Consider the following 19,625-nt stretch of genomic DNA (forward strand, 5'->3'; position numbering starts at 1 on the left):
CTTTCCTCCTATTATTCATTGACTAACGGAACGGTAATTTCAATACGCATCCCTTTACCCGGAGCGGTAATGAACTGAATGGAGCCTCCGATTTCATTAATCCGCTCCTGCATGTTCGACAAACCATAGGAAGCTTGTTTGGTGTCGTCCATCTCAAAGCCGATCCCATCATCACGCAACGTCAAGCGAACTGTATCTCCCCGTCTATGCAGCCGAATTTCCATTTTTTCTGCTTTCGCATGACGAAGTGTATTAGAAATCGCCTCTTGGACGATACGGAACAAGTGATTCTCTACCCCTTTTAACAGCTGCACATCAGGGTCCATCTCAAATACAATTTCGATCGGTACCTTGACCTTAAGCTCCTTGATCAATTCCTGCAGACCTTGTTCGAGGCCCTTTCCTTCCAAATAAACAGGTCTCAAATGCAGCAGCAATGCCCTCATCTCCGATTGGGCTACGGCAGACATTTCTTCTATAAGCGCAATTTGCCGCTGGGCTTTATCGAAATCCTTCTCCAACGTCCGGCCTACCGCCGTGGCAGTCATGGAGATTGCAAATAGCTGCTGGGAAACAGCGTCGTGCAGTTCACGCGCAAGCCGCTGCCGTTCCTCCATAATAGCAGATACCCGCGCCTGCTCCGCAAGCTTCGCGTTATTCGTGGACAACCGCTGCAGCGTCGTTACTTGATTCTCCCATTTACCGCTAATCCGGCCAAGCTGTTCTCCGAGCCTTCCCAGCTCATCATCACCTAGATCCGGCATGGACAGCGTCAAATTTCCCTTTTCCCATAATACGAGGGTCTGCCTAAGACGTTCCAACTGTCGCTTCACACGAAAGCTCTGATAAAAGCCATAACCAATCCCAAAGCCCATCGGCAGAAGAATTAGGGTGACGGCTGTCCGCACGCCAAACTTCCAGCTTTCAAAAGGCTTCAAATAGCCATATGTATACATGACATACATTATCACAAGCAGCATGACAAAAGAGAACAGAGCCCCCTCACCCATGCTGCGTGATATCATGTTTTTGTTCTTTTTTTCCATACGGGGGACTCTCCCTTCTCTATCAAGCTTATCAGGATAATCGTACATCTAGATCTCCCATTAAATAAGAAACACTAAATTTCACTTTATATTCACTGCTGTCATAATTGGCTGATTTCCAATTCAGACGGTTTAACATCCCTGTATCTCGCTGGTTGCCGAATTCAATGGACCCAAAGAGCACAAAAGCTTCAATTTCCACGCCGTAATCATCGGACAGGTTAATGTCCATATCGCCAAAAATCCCTTGAAACAGCATGACCGTTTCCTTATGATCCGCCATAGCTAATGAAAGATCCACATCGGCCTCACCCAGTACATGCCAAGAGCTAAGGCTGTGCATCACCCAAGGTGAGCGGTCCCAGTCAAATCTGGATGAAAAGTTCTGCTTCTGCATAAACCCTTCCTTGCGCTGCACTCTTTTGGATTTAGTAAAAAACATCCCAAGTGAGATTAAGCAAATCCCCAGCACGAGCACCAAATGGTCCAGCAAAAGCAATACAGCACCTATCCCGAGCAGTTTATAGCCCTGCTTTACTTTGCCTGATGTCGTACGGTAGACTCCCAGCAGCAGGAACAGAAGCGCGACAATGGAGAAAAAGCCGAGCCATCTACCAAAAATCATCATGCAGCCAACAGCAATCAGTCCGATGGCAATCAAACGGTTTCGTTTATCCATTTCGCACCTCCTAAACGTTTTGCGAAGCAAAACTCATTTTATACTATTGGTTAGATATCCGTCACTATGATGAGGAATATTATCACCGTTAAATATTATAGCTAGCCGCTATAAAAGCCATATCGGTATGGAGATCCATACCGTATGGCTTCTTCTTGTCCAGCATATCATATCCGTCCAAGTTTTAGGAACAGGATTTATTGTTCTTTTTTGTTTAGAGAAGGAGCCGCGGGTGTATCATTGAGCTTGTTTTTCAGTAGCGCCAATTGCTCATCCACTTTCAGTTGCTTCTCAACATCAACGGGTTTGCTATAAGCAGCGGATGGGCTGTAAGGTGCACGCATTACATCTGCTTCAGCCTCAAGCTGCATAATTTTCTCTTCCATCCGGTGGAATCCGAGTGATGCACTGCCACTTTCAATGGAATGTACGCTGCTGATTTGTGACATTTGTTTTTTAGCCTTAGCCATTTGAGCACGGGATACAAGCTCGTTACGTTTGTTGCGCAGCTTGTAGAACTCATCCTTCATGTCATGCAGTTGTTGCACCAATTCCTTAGCGTGTACTTCAGCTTGTGCGTGAAGATCACTGTATTCCACTTGCTTTTGGTCAAAGTAGATTTTTTCTTCCAACAGCTTGCGAGTTACTTCTTCTTGGCCATTTTTCAGTGCCAGTTCAGCTTGTGATCCACGTTGTGCAGACATTTTTGCTGCTTCTTCCACACGTTGCTTCATACGGCGTTCGTTAGCCATTTGTTTAGCAACTGTTACTTCCGCTTCGTGAATCTCAGCCTCCATATCGCGCAGATATTGGTTAAGCATTACGATTGGGTCCTCTACCTTATCCAACAAGTCATTTACCGACGCTTTAGTCATATCTTTAATTCTTTGAAATACTCCCATGATTTACAATTCCCCTTTCTCATATTTAGACAGTTTTTGTTTGAGTTCTTCTACTTCTTTTTGCAAAGCCTTTTTCTCAATATCCTTCATCATCGCATCCAAACCGGAGTCCGGTGCGGAATAAGCGTTGTTCTTCTCAAAATTAGGATTGTAATTTGGCTGGCGTCCATAAGGTCCATATCCGCCAGTAGCTTGTGGTCCGTGTCCATGTTCCGGTCTGCCTGAGTAGGGTCCGCCGTATGGGCCACCCGGTGCCCCAGGCCCTGGTCCAAAAGGATTATAATGCGTCGGTTCCTTAGGAATGACCATTGCTGCAATGAAGTATACCGGAATCACCGCACCACCTGTGAACGGAATGCTGACCAGTAATAGAATCCGGAATAACGTGGAATCAATACCGAGCGTCTCAGATAATCCACCTGCAAGACCCGTCATCACTTTATCTCTAGTTGAACGATACAATCGACTCATAGCGTTACTCCTTTCCACCATTGTTCAGTTTCTCCTTTAGGCGAGCCATTTCTCTTTCAAGTACGGTCGCTACGGTCTCACCCGCTTGCACCGCATATTCCTGTCCCATGCGCCGCAAATCACGCAAGCTCTTTGCTTCTAATTCCCAATCCGACATCTGATCTTCCAGACGACCGAACATTTTGGGAACATCACCACCATTGCCATAAGCACTGGCTCTTTGATTCATCCGTTGCTGCAATCGCAGCGACTCCATTCGTGCCGAATAATACTGACGTTTGCTGTACACCGTTTGATACTCTATTTTCAGCTCATTCAGCTGTGCTTCAAGTTCAAACAAGGATTGCTTGCTCTGTTCTAACAGCCCGCTATATTGCTCCAGTTTTTCCTCGTGAATGATCTTTTCTTGTAAAGCCAGCTTCGCGAGATGATCCTCGCCTGCTTTCAGTGCCAACAACGCCTGCTCTTCACGTTTGTTTCTCATAGCAGTTGCTTGGTTCACTTGCTGCTGCAATTGCTTCGTGTGGGAAGCATATTGCTGGTACAGCCTTTCAGCTTCACTGATTTCCTCACGGGTTGAATGTAGAAATTGATCAATTAGTTTCACGGGATCTTGGCTTTGCTCCAGACGTTCGTTTAGATTAGCTACAGTAATATCCCTCATGCGACGAAAAACACTCATGATCTCCTGCTCCCTCCCTGCTTCTTGTTTAAGTACATTGCTTCTTAATAAGTACCATTGTTACTTCTGCCCTTTAATGCTGATACGCCCCAGACGATCAACGCCACTCCTAGAAGTGGTCCAATGATCCAGGAAAGCTTTGCGATCAGGGACATCACACCAATGAACATCAGCACCCAACCGATAATCTTGCGTCCGCTCTTAATCCCGTAGTACCCGAGAACAACCAGCAATACCGGGAAAAGTAATCTGAACATTCCGTGGATCAGAGGAAGCGCAATGCCGAGCAGCATAACCGCACCAATCACAATCAGTACAACCGCTAATCCGTTTCCTTGTCTTCTTTGCATTTTTTCTCACCGCCTTTCGTTGTCCTTAACCTTATAGCCTTATTCTAGGGTAAATCGCAGACTTTCAAAACAGACCAACGACGGTTTTTCGTACTGGACCTTAGTCGAGGTAGCTGTACGACTACAGACCACTGTTGGGCTAGTTGTAGGTCATAACCAACCTTTGCACATATAAATGGGAATGCTACCCATCAAAAATTGAAAGGACACCACCCTATTTAGGTGATGCCCTTTTGAACTTTCCTTTAGGATTAACTATGTGGCTCCTTATCAAAAAACCTCGCTCCGTAATCTTTCAATAATAGTCTTCTTAGATATGCTGTGGTAACACAAAACGGGTACTACAATAGAGACCAGCATAAAGGGGATTATACTAAGTAAAATAGGGGTTAATGTAAAAGTCCAAGTAAAATAATCAAGTTCTGCTCCCATTGCGGGTACTAGGGTAGTATTTGCCAAGCTTCCTAGCACAATCGAAAACATCAGCCCTAGCAAGGCATACCCAACCCCCTCAAAGATAAGCATTTCTTTTACCTGCTTATCCGTCATGGCTATTGATTGCAGCATGGCAATTTCTCGTTTTCTGGTTAAAATAGAAGTTTGCATGGAATTTATGAAATTCAGAATCCCAATAACACCTAGCAGAATACAAAATGCACCTCCTACCACCTCATACATAAAGATTAAACTACGAAAGGTTTCTCTAGAAGTATTCTTCGAATAGAAATCCAATCCGGTATCCGTATGTAAGCAATAGTCCTCCAGCCATTTTTCTGTCTGAGTTAAATGTTCATCATCTACATTAAAGATTGTATACATTGGCAGCATGGAATCTGCATGGGCAAGCAGTTCATCCGACGGCAACAAATACTCTAATCCTATATCATAATATGCCACTGAGTGAATAGCTCCCGGAAAATCAACAATGGCAAGCACTTCATATTCCTTTTCCTTTCCGTTTCCAAAACTAACTTTAACTTTATCTCCCGGATGATAAATGCTGCTTGTACCATCTAGAAATTTCTTACAGTTAGTAACGTAGATTCCCTCTCCGTTCTCCCAGCGTTTTTGATCCAAAGCTCCTTCCTTTACTTGAATCATCTGTGCCGGCCACTCACTAAAACCAAATGTATTCACTAATGATCTCCGTTTCACCATCTCCTGAGAACTCAGAAATTCCTCTTGGTCCTTTTCATTCATTAAGCCGACTTCTCTTTTCAGCGCAGACATTGCCTGATCACTTAAATTTTGTGTTAAAGGGAGTACATAAACATTGCCGCTATCTTCAAGCCCGGCCAATGACTCTACTTGTTTTATGAACTCATTGCTTACACCGGAAGTATCAAATGGAGGCGAATTATTTATGATCGAAGTATCAGCAACCGTAAAGTCCGAAACAGACTGAAACTCAATGAACTTATTAAAATCAAAAGAATGCACAAGACCATAAGTACTATTAAGAATAACTAAACTAAGTGTAAAAGAAAGCGTGACGATGATCACTTTTCGGGGGTTCCTCTTTAAATTAGCCATTGCTAGACGAACGGATGTTATTGGATGAGCTTTTTTCTTTTTTCTTCTTAGTTCTCCCGTCTGTTTTCCTTCAACATAACTTAGAGCTTCTATTGGAGAAACCCCGGATGCAACCTTTGCTGGCCCTAAGCAACTAAATAACACTGTGCAGAGACTGAATATAGCGGCAATAGCAAAAATAAGCGGGTGTACACTTGTTACGACGCGCATATCTTCACCAAAAATATCGATAATAGCCGGAACAAAAAAACGACCGATTGTCCAACCTATCACTAGTCCAAAAGGAATACCGATACAAGCAAGATATATTGCCTTATAACGAACCATTCTTTTGATTTGTTTTGAAGTTGTCCCAATGACTTTTAATAAACCATAAGATTTAATTTCTTGTGCAATTGAAATATAGAATATATTGTAGATTAACAAATATCCAGCTAAGGAAATCACGGAGATTACAAGGAAACCTAGAAGTATATTTTGAGGTTCAGATCCTAGAATATCATAAGAAGCGTTAACAGTTATTTGACCATTAAAATCACTTCTGCTGGCAAGTTGTTCAGATTTCGTTTCAATATCCCACGTATTCGAAAACCAAAATTGACTATTGATATAGCCTGAGTACACCTTGGAACGGTTGTTCCAAGGTTCACTTGCCACAGGAGCTACTAAATCTGCATATTCACGAGAAAGCCAAATATTTTGACGCCAAGAGAGCGGATTTCCATCCCAAATTCCACAAACGGTAAAGGTATCTGTGATTGTTTTTTTATCTGTTTTGAAGGTTAACGAAATGGATTGACCTAATGTATGGGGAAGACCCAGCGCATCCAATACCAAGGTGCTTACACTTATGTCTTTCTTTTGCTGTGGCATGTTTCCAAGCTGTGGTAAGCTATACGCCCATTTTGCATACTTTTCCTCACCATACCTCACTTCTGTAGGTAACTTAGAAAAGGCAGCCCCCTGTGCATCACCGATAAGAACCGAATAGGAGATATCCTTAATCTTTGAATCTGAAGAGACCCTTTTATACTCAGGCATAGACATTTGATGAAATCCACCATGAGCATTGCTCCCCACGATTCTCATCTTGTTGTCTTTCATTGACTCTAACAAACTCCCTGCAATAGTAAATACACTGGTGAACATAATCGCAGCCAAGGCTATTGCCAGAATAGCAAAATAATTTTTGCTAGATTTAAGAGAGCGCTTTGCCAATTTTTTCACAGTTTTTCCACTATTGTATTTCAAAGTTCCCACCTCCCTTGCATTATTATTCTGCTTGTCTTAGCTGTTCAATAACATTTGAACGGGAAATAAATTTGTACAACAAACCAGGAATTATTGAACAGATCAACAAGACAACCCCCGAATATATGATTAAAGAGGTAACCGGATATCTAAACACTCCATAGCCTATATATTCATGCAATACATTAAAGATCAAATAACTAATGCCACTACCCACTGTTAATGTAAGAACAAAAGCAATTAGAGCAAACCAGATTCCTTCAAAGGTGATCAGCCATTTAATTTGCTTCTTCGTCGCGCCAATAGACGCTAGAACAGCAAACTCCTGTTTTCTGGATACAATGCTTACTAATATAGTGTTAATAAAATTCAAAACACCGATGCTGCTTAAAATGATAATGATAACAATTGAAAGATTGGAAAAAGACTGCTTTAAGTCAGCAAACGCTTTTGCTTGTTCAATTTTTGAGGTGCGTGAAATGCTGCTGTCTCCGCTTGTAAGGAGTTTGACCTCGTTCAACACATCCTGTTCTTTTCCTTTTTGCGCATTAATCTTAATAGAGTAAATCACAGCATCAGAATGATATTTGTGGATAACATTATTTGACACAATTAGCCATGGAGCAGCACCACTATTCATAGCATCACGTTCAAACGTCATTTGACCGCCAATTTTCACCTTATAGCTCTTTTTGTTGTCAATTACCGTAAAGGGTATCTGTGCACCTATTGGAATGCCATTCCCATTAATATCAGTTACCAATGCTATCTTCCCTTTGGAAAATTCGCTTACATTAATCGGGTTCTTAGCAGTACGGTTATACTCCTCCAGTTTTTTATCATCAATGCCGATCAATAAACCCCAAAAGTTGGTTTTAGGATCTTCCTCATAATGTTTTTTATCTCTGAGTTCCTCATTCACACCTGCACGAAATTTATTGTAATTTCGCAGCCACTCACCATGAGTACTATCTGAATAATGCTGGAAAATAGATACTACCGTCGTTCGTTCGAGTTCACGGATCCCGTTTATTGCGGAAATTTGCGACAATAACTCAGGAGTAAAGTGCTGCTCCTCTGTTGGATTAAAACTGGCTCTGGTCATTTGGTTATACATAGCAATGTCGTATTTAACCTCTGCATTGATGTATTCCTCGGCACTGAAGGATTTTAGAAATGTGGAAAGCACGACAAGCGCAGTGCTGCCTAAGAAGAGCGTTAACACAACGAAAAGCAATCTTTTTTTACTACGGAGTATATTTTTTAACGACATATACGGTATTTTCGCGCCATGTCTACCTCTTGATTTTTGTTTTCCGGATTGTGTATCAGTATGTTTCGACGCTTCAATCGGAGAAATTCTCCCTGCCTTCTTTGCAGGTGCTCTATAGCTTAAAAATAGAGTTAACGCTGAGAAAAATAGGGCCAAGAGCAACACCCATAAGTTGACTTGCCTATCTATGGATGAGAAACCCTCATACGAAGATAAGGCAAGCGGCACTACGTAAAATGAAAGCCCCCATCCCAACAACACCCCCGCAGGCAGGGCAAAAAAGGCTACTTTAGCAACACTGTAATAGACAATTTGCTTGATTTGCGCACTAGTCATTCCCAGCATTTTCAGCAGCCCATAAAATCGTACGTCTCGAGTAATAGAGATATACGCAACGTTGAAAATAATAAGGTATCCATCAAACATAAAAAACAAAACCATTATTACTGCAACCAGTGAATCCTTGACATTCATATTCAATTTACCGTCATATGAAGGAATTAACTGCTGATTTCCATCCAAATCAATGGAGGCTCGAATCTGCTCGATTTTATCGTGATAATGTCTGGTATCTTTAAATAATAACCCTACAAGATTCGGCACTTCCTGCGGATGTTCTCTTAAAAATGTTTCTGAAAAAAAGACAATTCGATTGTTTTCAGAATTGATATTTGCCGTGTCCTCATAGAATCCAGACAGAGTAAAGGGAAGGATCTGAACCTCTGCGTCGCCGTTTTTTGAAATATCACTGATAGCAACAGACAATGAAACCTCCATTCCAGTCCGCGGCTTTGAGTATCCCAGCCTGTCCCTTATTATTGACAAGTGATCCCATTTTGGTTTGAATATTCATTTCAGGCTTTAAAATATCGATTTTACTTAATAAATCTAATTGATTCTGTGTAGGACGACTCAAAATAACATTAGCACTTGTCCCGGTTTCTTTCATTTCTTGATGTTTAGATAATTTCAGGTAACTGTAAAATGTGCTGCAAGCTGCTGTAATCAGAATGGTCGTAAGAATGATGGCGCATGCCAATATAATATTTCTGGTTTTGTTTGCCTTATAGTATCTCTGAAATAATTTTCGGATGACGGATGAAGAATGATCTCTATACATTTTTTCCCCATCCTCCATACGGAGAATCCGATCAGCACGCAAGGAAATTTCGTTGTTATGTGTAATCATAATGATTGTTTGATTTAGTTGGTGACTAGTCATTTCCAGCAGCTTGATTACCTCTTCACTTGTTTGACTATCCAAATTTCCAGTGGGCTCATCGGCAAGGATAATAGCGGGCTTCATCGCTAAAGCCCTTGCAATTGCTACACGCTGTTGTTGGCCCCCAGACAAATTGTTGGGTAAATTATTCAGCTTCTCCTTCAGTCCTAACATCCTTACAATGTTGTCCACATACTCCTTATCCACCTTGTTTCCATCAAGTTCAATCGGCAAAACGATATTCTCGTAGACATTAAGTATCGGCATTAGATTATAATTTTGAAAAATGAACCCGATATTTTTACGTCTAAAAATCGTAAGCTGATCACTGTTCATCTTTGACAGTTCTTTCCCATTCACTTCTACGGTGCCAGAGGTAGGATTATCAAGGCCCCCGAGCATATGCAGTAGCGTAGACTTACCGCTGCCGGAAGTCCCAACGATAGCCACAAATTCACCTTGCTCCACACTCATTGTTATGCCATCCAACGCTTTGACAGGGTTAGGTTCACTACCGTAATACTTTCTCAAGTCGTTAGCTTTTAATATACTCATGCACAACCCCTCTATTTCTTTAGAATATCTGATTCTTCATGTGTCATACCGTCGTGAAATTTCTTGCAATACCCATAACTAGAATAAATAGTGTATACTTCGACATTTTTTCTAAGCTCCACTTTATTCCAATAATTTACTATTTTATATAAAAAAATTCGTTTACAATGTTTTTTTTTGAGGACTATACCAACTATTTGTTCTAGGAAATTACATTTAATATAAAATAAAACATTTTTAAAGATTATAAAGAAAAATTCACTTTCAAGTGCCTACTAAATATAAATCTCGCTTTCGAATAAATCCCGAGAATGTATAATGATCAAATAAGAAACAAAGGAGAATTACTATGAACATACTGATCGTTGAGGACGACCGTAGTTTAAATAAAGGGATCGCTCTCACTCTTTCTCAAAACAATGTTGTAATCCATCAAGCCTACGATATTGCCGTGGCGGAGCATATCTTCGCAGTTAACCCTATTGATCTCATCATTCTGGACATCAATCTGCCAGACGGCAGTGGGCTGGATTATTGCGAGCAACTACGCAAGACCTCACGCGTACCCATTATTTTCCTCACCGCCAATGATATGGAGTCCGACATTATCACCGGTTTTGCATTGGGGGGCGATGACTATATCACCAAACCATTCAGCCTAATGGTGCTTCGCGCCAGAGTAATGGCAGTGCTCAGAAGAACGGAATCGCTAGGGACTGGAAAAATAACATTGGGTCCGTTAGAACTCGATTTTGAGAAACTGGAGTACAGCAAAAATAAACAATCGCTCCAGCTGAGCAAAACTGAGCAAAAACTGCTGCGGCTGCTGGTGACGAATACGGGCAATATTTTGACCCGAGAACAGCTGATAGATAAGATCTGGAGTAAGGATGCCGAATTTGTGGATGAAAACGCATTGACAGTAGCCATCAAACGGCTGCGTGCTAAACTTGAGGATGACCCGGCAGCGCCTAAATATATCAAGACCATTTACGGACTTGGATACATGTGGACTGAAGGGCAAAAACCATGAAAACCAATAGCCCACCTGCTAATTTTAAGCACATTCATAGGCTCTTTTTACTGATCATCCTTATACTAGTGGCCTGTTTTATCGGCCGTATAATGTTTCTGTACGGGTTCGACCCCACTCTGCTCCAACTGACTTCTCTATTCATCATCTGTCTATTAGCAACAGGAGCCGTATGGGTCTGGTTATGGAACCGCCAGATCGCAAACTATATACAGACCTTGGATACAGCGATTGAGCGGGCAATACATGACCAGCCGCCACTCACTAACTATGAAGAAACCGCTCTATCTTCGATGGAACATAAACTAAAGCGGTATATAGGGATGGCTAAGGCGAATGAGCGAAATATTCAAACAGAGAAAAACAAAATAAAAGAGCTGATCTCGGATATCTCCCATCAAACCAAGACCCCCCTCTCTAATATCATGGTATTCAGTCAGTTGCTGGAAGAGATGCCCGGACTAAATGAGAATGTCCGGCACTACATACAGCATATTAAAGCGCAGTCAGATAAGTTGGATTGGCTGATCCAGTCTCTAATCAAATTATCACGTTTGGAAACAGGAATGATCTCCCTACAGCAGATTGAGGCGAAACCGCTCATACAAACTCTGACGCAGGCTTTATCCCAGATTTATGCACAAGCGGAAAACAAACAAATTACGATCAATATTGACTGCGGGACACACATCTTAGCCTGCCACGATGTCAAATGGACAAGTGAAGCGCTATTCAACCTGCTCGAGAATGCTGTGAAGTACACGCCGCATAGCGGACAAATCTCCGTTCTTGCTGAAAGCAATGAGATGTTCACCTGTATTCACCTTACCGATACTGGGCTTGGAATCCCCAGCGAAGAAATCCCTCACATCTTTAAGCGGTTTTACCGAGGGAAGCAAGCGCGTGAATTCGAGGGGGTCGGCATCGGGTTGTTTTTGTCCAGAGAGATTATCACGGCGCAAGGCGGCCATATCAACGTCATTTCTGAAACTGGAAAAGGTACAACTTTCTCTGTTTACCTGCCCCAGCGCTGAAATAGAATGTGTCATTATGGTCAGAATTCAGACACTCTCCTGTCAGATTGATTTGCTACCCTTAAATTATGGACAAACAGATCTCATTGGAGGGGAAGAGTTATGCCGATTCTACAGACTGAAAATTTAAAAAAACACTATGGAATGGTGGGCTCAAGCGTTAAGGCTTTGGACGGCATATCACTGTCAGTGGAAAAAGGGGAGTTTGTCGCCATTGTCGGCACTAGCGGCAGCGGCAAAAGTACCCTTCTCCATATGCTTGGCGGATTAGATCGGGCAACAGAGGGCAAGGTTTACGTGGACGGGAACGATATTTTTGCGATGAGTGATGAGAAGCTGACCATTTTTCGGCGCAGATCGGTGGGGTTTGTTTTTCAGAACTACAATTTGGTACCCATACTAAATGTGCGGGAGAATATTGTGCTGCCCATTGAGCTGGACGGTGGCAAAGTTGACGAAACTTATCTTGATCTGATCATCCGCACTTTAGGCTTGCAGGAAAAGATGAATACTCTACCTTCTAATCTGTCTGGCGGACAGCAGCAACGGGTGGCAATAGCCAGAGCATTGGCGACCAAACCTTCAATCATCTTAGCAGATGAACCTACAGGTAATCTGGACAGCAAAACAAGCCAAGAAGTGCTGATTTTACTTAAACAGATGAGCGAAAAATTCAACCAAACCATTGTGATGATCACACACAATGAACAAATCGCTCAAACTGCTGACCGTATTATCCGTATTGAAGATGGCATCATTTTCACTGGACAACCCCGTAGCTCCGGAGTGAGCCAGCCATGATCAGCACGAATAACCATAAGACTATTGCTACTTTAGCCAAAAAAAGCCTCAAAGCCAACCGTGCTCGCAATTTCACTATCATCTGTGCCATCGTACTGACTACGCTTTTGATCACCACCGTGTTTACCTTGGCGCTCAGTATTAACAAATCGATGCAACGCGCACAAATGCAGACTACTGGCAGCGATTATCATGGAAGCTTCAAATATCTGAATCCTGCCGAGTTGGAGAAGCTGAAGAATCACCCATCCATCAAAAAGTATGGCGTTTTTCTTAAGGTTGGCGATATAAGCACCAGTCTATTCAAGAATAACCGGGTAGAGGTTCTTCGAATTGACGACAATTATGCCAAACATGGATTTATCAACTTTATAGCTGGCGGACTGCCCTCCCAAGAGAATGAAATCGTCCTAAATACTTGGGCACTTGACTTGCTTGGAGCAAAACATGAGTTAGGCCAGACTGTGAAGCTGGATATAGACATTGGTGAAAAAGTCATAAGCCAAGACTTTAAGCTCTCCGGGTATTACGAAACCGATCAAAATTTGGCGATGTCAGGATTAGCTTTTGTATCCGAAGCATTTACACAGAAGAACATTTCCCATATTGACCCGGATATCTCTGAGGCAACGGGTTCTTATGTAAACACCGCAGGTCTAGGGGTGATGTTTAACAATTCTTATAATATTGAAAAGAAGGTACAAAAGATTTTGACGGACACCGGCCTGGATGTACCTTATGGTGTCAATCCGGCTTATACAAGTGTGTCTCTCTCCGATAATCTAATGAATATCATTCCTTATGCAGTTGTCATTCTTATCACCATGCTGAGCGGCTATTTACTAATCTACAATATCTTTTTTATTTCCGTCGTGCGGGATGTCAAATTTTATGGCCTGCTAAAGACCATCGGTACCACACCCCGACAACTAAAAAAGATCATCTCCATTCAGGCCCGCTCACTTTATCTCGTCGCATTGCCTTTTGGATTGGGGTTGGGATATCTGCTAGGTCTGCTGATTCTCCCTATGACCTCCTCATTTTTAAACGGTTCTACTGATAATGTCTATTCTGCTAGCCCGTGGATATTTATTGGTGCAGCAGCATTCTCGTTTATGACCGTATGGATCGCCGCAAGTAAACCGGGCCGGATGGCTTCGCGAACCTCGCCGGTAGAGGCTGTAAAATTTGCCGGAGTCAGCAGCGGCGGAAAACGGAACGCCAAAAAATCAAAACATGGCGCAAAACTTCACAACATGGCGTTCTCCAACCTGTTCAGAAGCAAAAAGAAGATGATCCTGATGCTCTCTTCACTCTCCTTGAGTATCATCTTGTTCAGTACCATTTTCACAGTAATTTCCTCACTGGATGTGAACAAATATCTGGCTTCCTTTATCTCCGGTGATTTTTTGGTTCAGAATGAAGTGTTAGTCAGTATTACAGGGCCTCGAGACGGTGATCCATACAAGCTTTCAGAGGATTTCGCCAACAATCTAAGTAAAATTGACGGTGTAGAAAGTGTTGATAAGGTTTACCACAGATATGTTCCATCTCCTGTCGATGATGCTGTCCGGGCTATTTTGGAGCCAATGGCAGCTGCTGATCCACATCCCTATCTTCTCTCCACTTTAGATAAGAGGGGGGTGATCTACAATAATTTATATGGATTAGATCCGGGCTGGTTTGATCTTGTGGACAAGGATATTATTGAAGGGGAGTTTAACAGGCAGAAGTTTGCTTCAGGAAAATATGCGGTCATAGCTGAGGCCATGTTTATAGAAGAAGATAGCTACCGCGCCTATTATCATCCTGGAGATACAGTCACTTTCGAGAAGTCGGGTAAATCTTATGAAGTGATGGCAGTAGTAAAAAATGATGCAGTATATGCTGCCACAACAAAATCTTTCTCTTTGTTAGGGTACAACGTCTTCCTCCCTGCTTCGGAGCTGCAGAAGGAAATGCCGCAAGGTACAGATCCAGCCAATATTGTTTCAGCCACACTACATGTCGATCCAGCTAAAATGGATTTAGTAGAACAAGCAGCCAAGGCTCTAACAGATTCGACAAATGAATTATCCTTGAAATCCAGGGAGGATTATAAAGATGAGCTCGGTGGATTCATTCGCATTTTTCAAACCGTGGGGTATGGGCTTAGCCTGGTCATTGCTCTAATCGGGGTGCTGAATTATATCAACACTGTACTCACCGGGGTAGTCTCACGCCGCAATGAATTTGCCATGCTGGAGAGTATTGGCATGACCAAAAAGCAGCTAAAACGTATGCTGATCCTTGAAGGATTATACACCGTTTTGCTAACCGTCCTCATAACCTCAACATTAGGTGTATTGCTGACCTATAACCTTTCCAAAAGCATCACGGAAAATATGGCCTTTATGGTATTTCAGATGAGTTGGCTGCCGTTTATCCTCACCGTTCCTATTTTGTTAATTCTCGCTTACACAGTGACACTGAGAGCCTATAAAACGTTATCCCAAGCATCCATAGTGGAACGGCTGAGAGAAGCCGAGTAATGTAAGACACACCTAAATAGTCCTATTACAAAAAGGGCAGCCCGGTAAATATCGCCGGGCTGCCCTTTTTTATAGATCCATATTCAGCTTATTTAAACGCAGGCAACGCAATATCCGCGTAATTATCCTCAAGGAACTTCTTCACTTCAGGACCGCTGATCCGTTTAGCCAGCTTTTGAATGGCGTCAGAATCCTTGTTGTCTTCACGTGCCACCAAAGTAATTGTGAATTCGGAATCTTCGCCTTCCGTAATCAGCGCATCTTTCTTCGGTGTCAATCCTAGTGGGCTCGCATAAGCCGGAGTCATGGCTACTAAATCGCCATCATCAAGCATACGGGCCAGCATTAGGAGATCGACTTCTTCAAACTTGAATTTTTTTGGATTCTCAGTAATGTCTGCTTGTGTGGCTTGAATGCCTACGCCTTCTTTTAGCTTAATAAGATCAGCTGCAGCGAACATTTGCAATGAACGACCGATGTTAGATGGATCATTAGCCATTACAAGCGTAGCCCCTTCAGGAAGATCAGCTATAGTCTTGTAACGTTTGGAGTATCCGCCATAAATAGCGTCATAGACAGGCTGTACCTCTACCAGATTAGAGCCTTTGCTTTCATTATATTGCTTCATATAAGGAACGTGTTGGAAAAAGTTAGCGTCTACCTCTTTATTAGCTAAAGCCTCATTAGGCTGCACATTGTCAGAGAGAACAACGATCTCCAGATCAATGCCATCTTCCTTAAGGAGCGGCTTCACAATATCCAGAATTTCTGTCATAGGTGGGATCAGTGTAGCGATCTTTAATTTGGTTAACTCATCATTACTACCTTTTGCAGCATTATTCTCGGCTGCTTTATTAGAGCCACAACCCGCTACGACCAATACCATTAATGTAAGCACAAGTATCATTGATTTTTTCATTAGTACTACTAACCCCCAGTTTATATATTGAACTATTTTGTATTAACGCTTATCCAACAGCCTTGCGATAGTCCCCCCGGTGAACTGAACCAATTGGACCAATACAATCATCACAAGAATGGCATAGATCATCACTTCCGTCTCAAAACGCTGATAACCATAACGGATAGCGAAATCACCAACCCCTCCCCCACCAACAACTCCCATCACGGTCGAGAAGGAGATAAAACTAATTGTAGAAGTAGTAAGTCCAAGGACTAGACCCGAACGAGCTTCCACGTACAGAAATTTAAAGATCAAGCCCAGCTTCGAGGCTCCCATCGATAATGCTGCTTCAATGACCCCTTTAGGAACCTCCAGCAACGACTGCTCCACTAACCGAGCATAATAGGCAATAGCGATTATAGATAATGGAACCGCTGCTGCAATCGTCCCAATGGCGGTCCCGACCAGGAAACGAGTGACTGGAATTAGCGCAACGACCAGCAGCAGGAACGGAAACGAGCGGATAATATTAACGATACTGTTGAGCACCAGAGACAACGTTGTATTCTCATAAAGCTGCCCTTTTCGGAAAAAAAACAACAAGGTGCCCAGCGGAAGCCCCAGCAGCACTGCCGCTCCAACAGAAATACCAACCATCACAAAGGTTTCACCGATCGAATCCCACATCTGTGCCTGATATTGAAGTACACTGTCAAACATGACCTTCCCCCGCTTTACCAAGAATCTGATCGCGGTATGTCCCGGTGCTGGCTGCTGCTGGACGGAATTCACCGTCTTCACGAGAGAATGAATCTACAATGCGCCCTTTTTCCATCACCGATACATGAGTACATATGCTTTTGACAACATCCATCTCATGCGTAACAATCACAACCGTTACTCCAAGACTTGAATTCACATGCTTCAGCACGTTCAAGATATCAGTAGTGGTTCCTGGGTCCAGAGAGGACGTTGGCTCGTCACATAGCAATATTCCCGGACTGTTCGCTAGCGCGCGGGCAATCGCGACACGCTGACGTTGTCCTCCGCTGAGCTGTGCCGGATATTGTTTTGCCTTATCTGCCAGTCCAACAAAATCCAGACACTCCTTCACACGTTTCATTCGTTCATGCTTTGGGACATCTGCCAGCTCCAGCGGGATCGAAACATTCCGCTCTACTGTGACGTTATAAACAAGATTAAATTGTTGAAAGATCATTCCAATCTTTTGCCTTGCTTTACGCAGTGCTTTACTAGGCATTTCGGTCAGGTTGTGGCCATCTACAGTAACCGTTCCCTGATCCGGCTGTTCCAGAAGATTCATCAGTCGCAGCAGCGTAGATTTCCCCGCACCACTCTCACCAATGATCCCGTGAATGGATCCCTGCTGTACCTCCAGCGATACCTCATCCACAGCCTGATAGATGCCTTCCTTAAGCTTGAACCCTTTACTTACCCGACTCAGCGACAGTATTAGAAGCTCCCCCTTCCTTTCCCTTATATAATGAACCTCCATGAAGTGAGACATTGTATTACAATTTTCTAAAATCTGTTTTATTAAAAATCTCCTTAAATAATAAGACATTTCTTCTGCTGTGTCATCATTTTTATTTAAATGATATACCAGGAAGTTTGATAAAAACCTAAAAACCCTTTATACCGGGCTCTTTTTACACATTTATTAACAAAATAAAAAGGGTTAGCAAAGGTAATCCTTCCCTCTTGAAATCATGATTCTCCTATTGCCCCACCACTAAACGCTCCACTGTTAATATAGCCATATTTGGTTTTTTTAAGTGTATGAAATGCAGTTAAAGCTACATTTGGTTCGTTGGAGTGTGATTTTAAGACCTGCTGTACGCAAAAAAGGATGTCTAAGCCAATAGCTTAAGACATCCCATAATTCATATAGTAATCCCTGAATCAATGATCTATCGAGTCCCATACTCGCTAAATCTTTTATGCCTTCTCGCCAAGCTCTCTGCGAATCTTCAAGAACACTTGGTAGCTGCGTTCCGCACATTCCGAAATCGCAATCGGATGAAATCCGGGCAGATCCGCATATAACGTATCGTGAAGCGGTTCAATCCATGAAGCCGGCAACTTACTTGCTCCAAGCTTCGCTCCCATAATTGAGCCCACAGTTGCCCCGTTACAGTCTGTATCCATTCCACCGTATACGGAAGTGACGACTGTTTTTTCAAAATCATTCCCGCCATAAACAAGCGACGCAGCTACAAGAGCAGCATTATTATTTGTATGGACCGCATCATAGTGGCTAAAAGTATCCCAAATGTTACGAACCAACTCCCGCTCACTTTTAGCCTTCTGCGCAATATCTATCCCCCGCAAAACATCACTGGCCAGACGACTGGTACGCGGAATCTCGCTAAGGCCAATCTCTAGGATCCGTTCATTATCCTTCTCTGCAAAAGCTGCCGATATCATCGCCGCATTAAACATCTCACCGTAGATGCCATTTTTCACATGTGAAAATGAAGCATCACGCCAGCCTAATTCTGCCGCAAGCTCAGGATAACCTGCAGCACCATAAGCCAGTCCATCTGCGCGTATAGCGGCACCAATCCACTCGCGGTAAGGATTTAAGTGCATCCGCACTCTTTCCTGCCGCACCAGCCAATCCGCAGGCTTCTCGCCATGCAGATGAGAGGTCTCCTGCGCAAAATTCATATAGGACTGTGTCTCCGCCGTGCACACCTGACTATATGTTAAATGTGTATGCCACAGCTTTCCGATATCCCAAGAATCCCAGTTCAGACCTTTCTGTTCCAGCAGCATAAGACCCAGAACTGTGTAGCGAATATCGTCATCGCTTTCCATATACTTGATCGTCTCGCGGGTACTCGCATGTGTCCATTCACTTAAGCCAAGTCCATATTCAACCTCAGCCCGTGAATGCCCAGGTGTGTAGCCAGTAATAGGCCAGGCGTCCGCACCCTGAAACCATAGTTCAATATTCTCCCAGCCCGGACGGCCATCTTTCCCATAGAGATAGTCCCAATACTCCAGCGGTTTCCCGAGTGCGCAGCCGACACTTCTACCGAGCCAAGCTCCATAGAACTTATCTCTCCATTCCGCCTCGCTCCAGTCCGCCTCAAGCTTACGTGGGCCTTCTGGACGTAGTTGACGAATCTCCTCCAGAGAGGATGGCTCTTGATACGGAAAATCCTCACTGATCGTAAGCTCCATTAGCTCATTGTATACCTGCATCAGCTTGAGCTCATCGGCACCAGCAGCCGCTAGCTTATCCGCGAACACATCAATCTCGCAACCTTCTTCTCCACGCTGAGCAATTTCAAACTGCACGGTCTCTTGAAGTCTCTCCCATCCTGCCATA

General features: G+C 43.1%; 16 protein-coding genes and 1 pseudogene. 4 read left to right on the top strand and 13 right to left on the bottom strand.

Annotated features, from left to right (window positions below; genetic code table 11):
* Nucleotides 1–11: 11 nt before the first annotated feature.
* The 9 genes and pseudogenes from MHH60_RS28580 to MHH60_RS28620 form a co-directional block, all read right to left on the bottom strand.
* Nucleotides 12–1,046: a sensor histidine kinase gene (locus MHH60_RS28580; protein ID WP_038573283.1), complete on the bottom strand. Its 1,035-nt coding sequence runs from the start codon at nt 1,044–1,046 to the stop codon at nt 12–14.
* A 31-nt stretch (nt 1,047–1,077) separates the two neighbouring features.
* Nucleotides 1,078–1,725 carry a cell wall-active antibiotics response protein LiaF gene (gene liaF, locus MHH60_RS28585; protein ID WP_036685537.1) on the bottom strand — a complete coding sequence of 216 codons (648 nt, stop codon included), beginning with the start codon at nt 1,723–1,725 and terminating at the stop codon, nt 1,078–1,080.
* A 197-nt stretch (nt 1,726–1,922) separates the two neighbouring features.
* Entirely contained in the window at nt 1,923–2,627 is a 705-nt protein-coding gene (locus MHH60_RS28590; RefSeq protein ID WP_036685540.1) for a PspA/IM30 family protein, read from the bottom strand.
* Between the two features lie 3 nt (nt 2,628–2,630).
* Nucleotides 2,631–3,098 (bottom strand): PspC domain-containing protein, encoded by a 468-nt coding sequence (locus MHH60_RS28595; protein ID WP_036685653.1) that lies wholly within the window; start codon nt 3,096–3,098, stop codon nt 2,631–2,633.
* A 4-nt stretch (nt 3,099–3,102) separates the two neighbouring features.
* Nucleotides 3,103–3,780, bottom strand: a complete 678-nt coding sequence (locus tag MHH60_RS28600; RefSeq protein ID WP_036685541.1) for a PspA/IM30 family protein — start codon at nt 3,778–3,780, stop codon at nt 3,103–3,105.
* Between the two features lie 44 nt (nt 3,781–3,824).
* On the bottom strand, nt 3,825–4,130 hold the full coding sequence (locus MHH60_RS28605) for a LiaF transmembrane domain-containing protein (protein ID WP_036685544.1): 306 nt from the start codon (nt 4,128–4,130) through the stop codon (nt 3,825–3,827).
* Between the two features lie 270 nt (nt 4,131–4,400).
* Nucleotides 4,401–6,914, bottom strand: coding sequence for an ABC transporter permease (locus tag MHH60_RS28610; RefSeq protein WP_076134107.1), 2,514 nt, complete (start codon nt 6,912–6,914; stop codon nt 4,401–4,403).
* A 22-nt stretch (nt 6,915–6,936) separates the two neighbouring features.
* Nucleotides 6,937–8,964 carry an ABC transporter permease gene (locus tag MHH60_RS28615; protein WP_081388903.1) on the bottom strand — a complete coding sequence of 676 codons (2,028 nt, stop codon included), beginning with the start codon at nt 8,962–8,964 and terminating at the stop codon, nt 6,937–6,939.
* Nucleotides 8,965–9,310: 346 nt separating this feature from the next.
* Nucleotides 9,311–9,964: pseudogene (locus MHH60_RS28620) on the bottom strand (ABC transporter ATP-binding protein); the annotation flags it as partial.
* Nucleotides 9,965–10,313: 349 nt separating this feature from the next.
* Between MHH60_RS28620 and MHH60_RS28625 the strand changes: the two are divergent.
* From MHH60_RS28625 to MHH60_RS28640, 4 genes are all read left to right on the top strand, one after another.
* Entirely contained in the window at nt 10,314–10,997 is a 684-nt protein-coding gene (locus MHH60_RS28625; protein ID WP_076134105.1) for a response regulator transcription factor, read from the top strand.
* Nucleotides 10,994–12,031, top strand: coding sequence for a sensor histidine kinase (locus MHH60_RS28630; protein WP_076134104.1), 1,038 nt, complete (start codon nt 10,994–10,996; stop codon nt 12,029–12,031). Before MHH60_RS28625 ends, MHH60_RS28630 begins: the two co-directional genes overlap by 4 nt.
* 102 nt (nt 12,032–12,133) lie before the next feature.
* Nucleotides 12,134–12,832: an ABC transporter ATP-binding protein gene (locus tag MHH60_RS28635; protein WP_076134103.1), complete on the top strand. Its 699-nt coding sequence runs from the start codon at nt 12,134–12,136 to the stop codon at nt 12,830–12,832.
* Nucleotides 12,829–15,363 carry an ABC transporter permease gene (locus MHH60_RS28640; protein ID WP_076134102.1) on the top strand — a complete coding sequence of 845 codons (2,535 nt, stop codon included), beginning with the start codon at nt 12,829–12,831 and terminating at the stop codon, nt 15,361–15,363. Before MHH60_RS28635 ends, MHH60_RS28640 begins: the two co-directional genes overlap by 4 nt.
* 88 nt (nt 15,364–15,451) lie before the next feature.
* Here MHH60_RS28640 and MHH60_RS28645 read toward each other — a convergent pair whose 3' ends face one another.
* The 4 genes from MHH60_RS28645 to MHH60_RS28660 all read right to left on the bottom strand — a co-directional run bounded on the left by MHH60_RS28645 (nt 15,452) and on the right by MHH60_RS28660 (nt 19,624).
* Entirely contained in the window at nt 15,452–16,282 is an 831-nt protein-coding gene (locus tag MHH60_RS28645) for a MetQ/NlpA family ABC transporter substrate-binding protein (RefSeq protein ID WP_036685556.1), read from the bottom strand.
* Nucleotides 16,283–16,324: 42 nt separating this feature from the next.
* On the bottom strand, nt 16,325–16,987 hold the full coding sequence (locus tag MHH60_RS28650; RefSeq protein ID WP_036685560.1) for a methionine ABC transporter permease: 663 nt from the start codon (nt 16,985–16,987) through the stop codon (nt 16,325–16,327).
* Nucleotides 16,980–17,741 (bottom strand): methionine ABC transporter ATP-binding protein, encoded by a 762-nt coding sequence (locus tag MHH60_RS28655; protein WP_081388913.1) that lies wholly within the window; start codon nt 17,739–17,741, stop codon nt 16,980–16,982. The genes MHH60_RS28650 and MHH60_RS28655 overlap by 8 nt, the downstream gene beginning before the upstream one ends.
* Nucleotides 17,742–18,226: 485 nt before the next feature.
* The gene (locus MHH60_RS28660; RefSeq protein ID WP_076134101.1) at nt 18,227–19,624 is read right to left on the bottom strand and encodes an ADP-ribosylglycohydrolase family protein; all 1,398 of its coding nucleotides are present in this window, start codon (nt 19,622–19,624) and stop codon (nt 18,227–18,229) included.
* Between the last annotated feature and the right edge of the window lies 1 nt (nt 19,625).

Source organism: Paenibacillus sp. FSL H7-0716 (assembly GCF_038002705.1).
GTDB classification, from domain to species: Bacteria; Bacillota; Bacilli; order Paenibacillales; family Paenibacillaceae; genus Paenibacillus_AQ; species Paenibacillus_AQ odorifer.

Coding starts and splice junctions, on each gene's coding strand:
- MHH60_RS28580 (WP_038573283.1), bottom strand. CDS start 1,046: ATGGAAAAAAAGAACAAAAACATGATATCACGCAGCATGGGTGAGGGG.
- liaF (WP_036685537.1), bottom strand. CDS start 1,725: ATGGATAAACGAAACCGTTTGATTGCCATCGGACTGATTGCTGTTGGC.
- MHH60_RS28590 (WP_036685540.1), bottom strand. CDS start 2,627: ATGGGAGTATTTCAAAGAATTAAAGATATGACTAAAGCGTCGGTAAAT.
- MHH60_RS28595 (WP_036685653.1), bottom strand. CDS start 3,098: ATGAGTCGATTGTATCGTTCAACTAGAGATAAAGTGATGACGGGTCTT.
- MHH60_RS28600 (WP_036685541.1), bottom strand. CDS start 3,780: ATGAGTGTTTTTCGTCGCATGAGGGATATTACTGTAGCTAATCTAAAC.
- MHH60_RS28605 (WP_036685544.1), bottom strand. CDS start 4,130: ATGCAAAGAAGACAAGGAAACGGATTAGCGGTTGTACTGATTGTGATT.
- MHH60_RS28615 (WP_081388903.1), bottom strand. CDS start 8,964: ATGGAGGTTTCATTGTCTGTTGCTATCAGTGATATTTCAAAAAACGGC.
- MHH60_RS28625 (WP_076134105.1), top strand. CDS start 10,314: ATGAACATACTGATCGTTGAGGACGACCGTAGTTTAAATAAAGGGATC.
- MHH60_RS28630 (WP_076134104.1), top strand. CDS start 10,994: ATGAAAACCAATAGCCCACCTGCTAATTTTAAGCACATTCATAGGCTC.
- MHH60_RS28635 (WP_076134103.1), top strand. CDS start 12,134: ATGCCGATTCTACAGACTGAAAATTTAAAAAAACACTATGGAATGGTG.
- MHH60_RS28640 (WP_076134102.1), top strand. CDS start 12,829: ATGATCAGCACGAATAACCATAAGACTATTGCTACTTTAGCCAAAAAA.
- MHH60_RS28645 (WP_036685556.1), bottom strand. CDS start 16,282: ATGAAAAAATCAATGATACTTGTGCTTACATTAATGGTATTGGTCGTA.
- MHH60_RS28650 (WP_036685560.1), bottom strand. CDS start 16,987: ATGTTTGACAGTGTACTTCAATATCAGGCACAGATGTGGGATTCGATC.
- MHH60_RS28660 (WP_076134101.1), bottom strand. CDS start 19,624: ATGGCAGGATGGGAGAGACTTCAAGAGACCGTGCAGTTTGAAATTGCT.